Source organism: Ilumatobacter nonamiensis YM16-303 (genome assembly GCF_000350145.1).
Lineage (GTDB): Bacteria > Actinomycetota > Acidimicrobiia > Acidimicrobiales > Ilumatobacteraceae > Ilumatobacter_A > Ilumatobacter_A nonamiensis.
The window spans coordinates 1-1,383 of sequence record NZ_BAOL01000076.1 but is presented as its reverse complement, the minus strand read 5'-3'; the positions used below and the strand labels follow the sequence as shown (position 1 = coordinate 1,383).

The window sequence follows — 1,383 nt, the reverse complement described above, 5'->3', positions numbered from 1 at the left end:
GAGAACGCGGGTTCGATTCCCGTCATCCGCTCCATGTGATGTCGCGAGACATCCCGGACTCCCGAACCCCCGTTTAGGGGTTCGGGTTTGTTCGTTTTCGGGGTGCTCCGACGGGTCTGCCGGTGGGCTGGTAGGTGCGTGTGGTGTCGAGGGTGAGGGTGCGGATGATCTCGCCGGTGGCTGCGTTGAGGACGCGGATGTCGAGATCGGCGATGAGCATGATGATGGGGGTTCGCGCCCAGGGGGGCCGATCCCGATCTTGAACATGCGGCCGTGGTGGCGGAGGGTGACTTTGCCGGCCGGGTCGACGATGTCGCGGCGCACCCGGTGGTGGATGTCGTCTCGTCCGGCGGGTGCGGCTTTGGGTCGAGCGGCGTACGCGAGAGCAGGTGGGGATCGGTGTGGGAGTGATCGGTGGGGTCGACGATGGTTGTAGTCGACGATGAACCGGTCGAGGAGTTGTTGGAGCTCGGCGATGCCAGCTGGTGGGCGTTGGGCGCTGAGCCACTTCTTCATGGTCTGTTGGAAGCGTTCGACCTTGCCGCAGGTGGTCGGATGATTGGGTCTCGAGTTCTTCTGCACGACACAGAGACGCACCAAGAGCGCTTCGAAGCCGTTGCGTCCACCGCTGCCGCCGCCGGCGAACCGGGTCGTGAAGTAGAGGCCGTTGTCGGTCAACGTCGACGCGGGAACACCCAGCTCAGCAATGGTGTCGGTGAACGTGTCGACCACGACCGGTGTCGTCACCCGATGGTGTGCAGTCACCGAGAGGGCATAGCGGGAATGATCATCGAGCCAGGACAACACCTCGACGTCGACACCATCGGCGAGGCGGACGTGGGTCATGTCGGCCTGCCAGCACTCGTTGGGCTGTTCGGCCTGGAACCGGACGTAACTGTTCCGAGGCCGCTTTCGTGGGGCCGGCGTCACGAGACCACCAGCCACGAGCGTGCGGTGAATCGTGGACTCCGACACCGTCACACGGTGATGGTGTGCGAGATGCCAACGGATCGTTCCCATCCCCGCATCGAGCCCCTCACCCGCCAGACGTCGGCGAGTCGCGACGATCAAATCGATCACCTCATCGGGCGTCTTCGTCGGTGACGTCCTCGGCCGCCTCGAGCGAGGCTCGAACGCCGTCTCACCATCAGACCGATAACGGGCAACGAGCTCGTACACCCAAGACCGAGACACGCCATAGTCACGAGCCACCTCGCGTACCGGGCGCTTCTCGAACACCACCGCCGTAATCACCAACCGAGCCATCGACACGAACCCGAGTGTCCGCCATGACCCGACACATCAGTCCGGGATCTCCTGACAGATCACACCGTCATCCGCTCCACGATCTGACCAGGCGTAATGCCTGGTCAGAGTCGCTTT

General features: G+C 63.7%; 1 pseudogene. It reads right to left on the bottom strand.

Annotation, left to right across the window (positions count from 1 at the left end):
• Positions 1–73: 73 nt before the first annotated feature.
• Positions 74–1,272 (bottom strand): annotated as a pseudogene (locus ON45_RS24060) (IS481 family transposase).
• Positions 1,273–1,383: the final 111 nt, after the last annotated feature.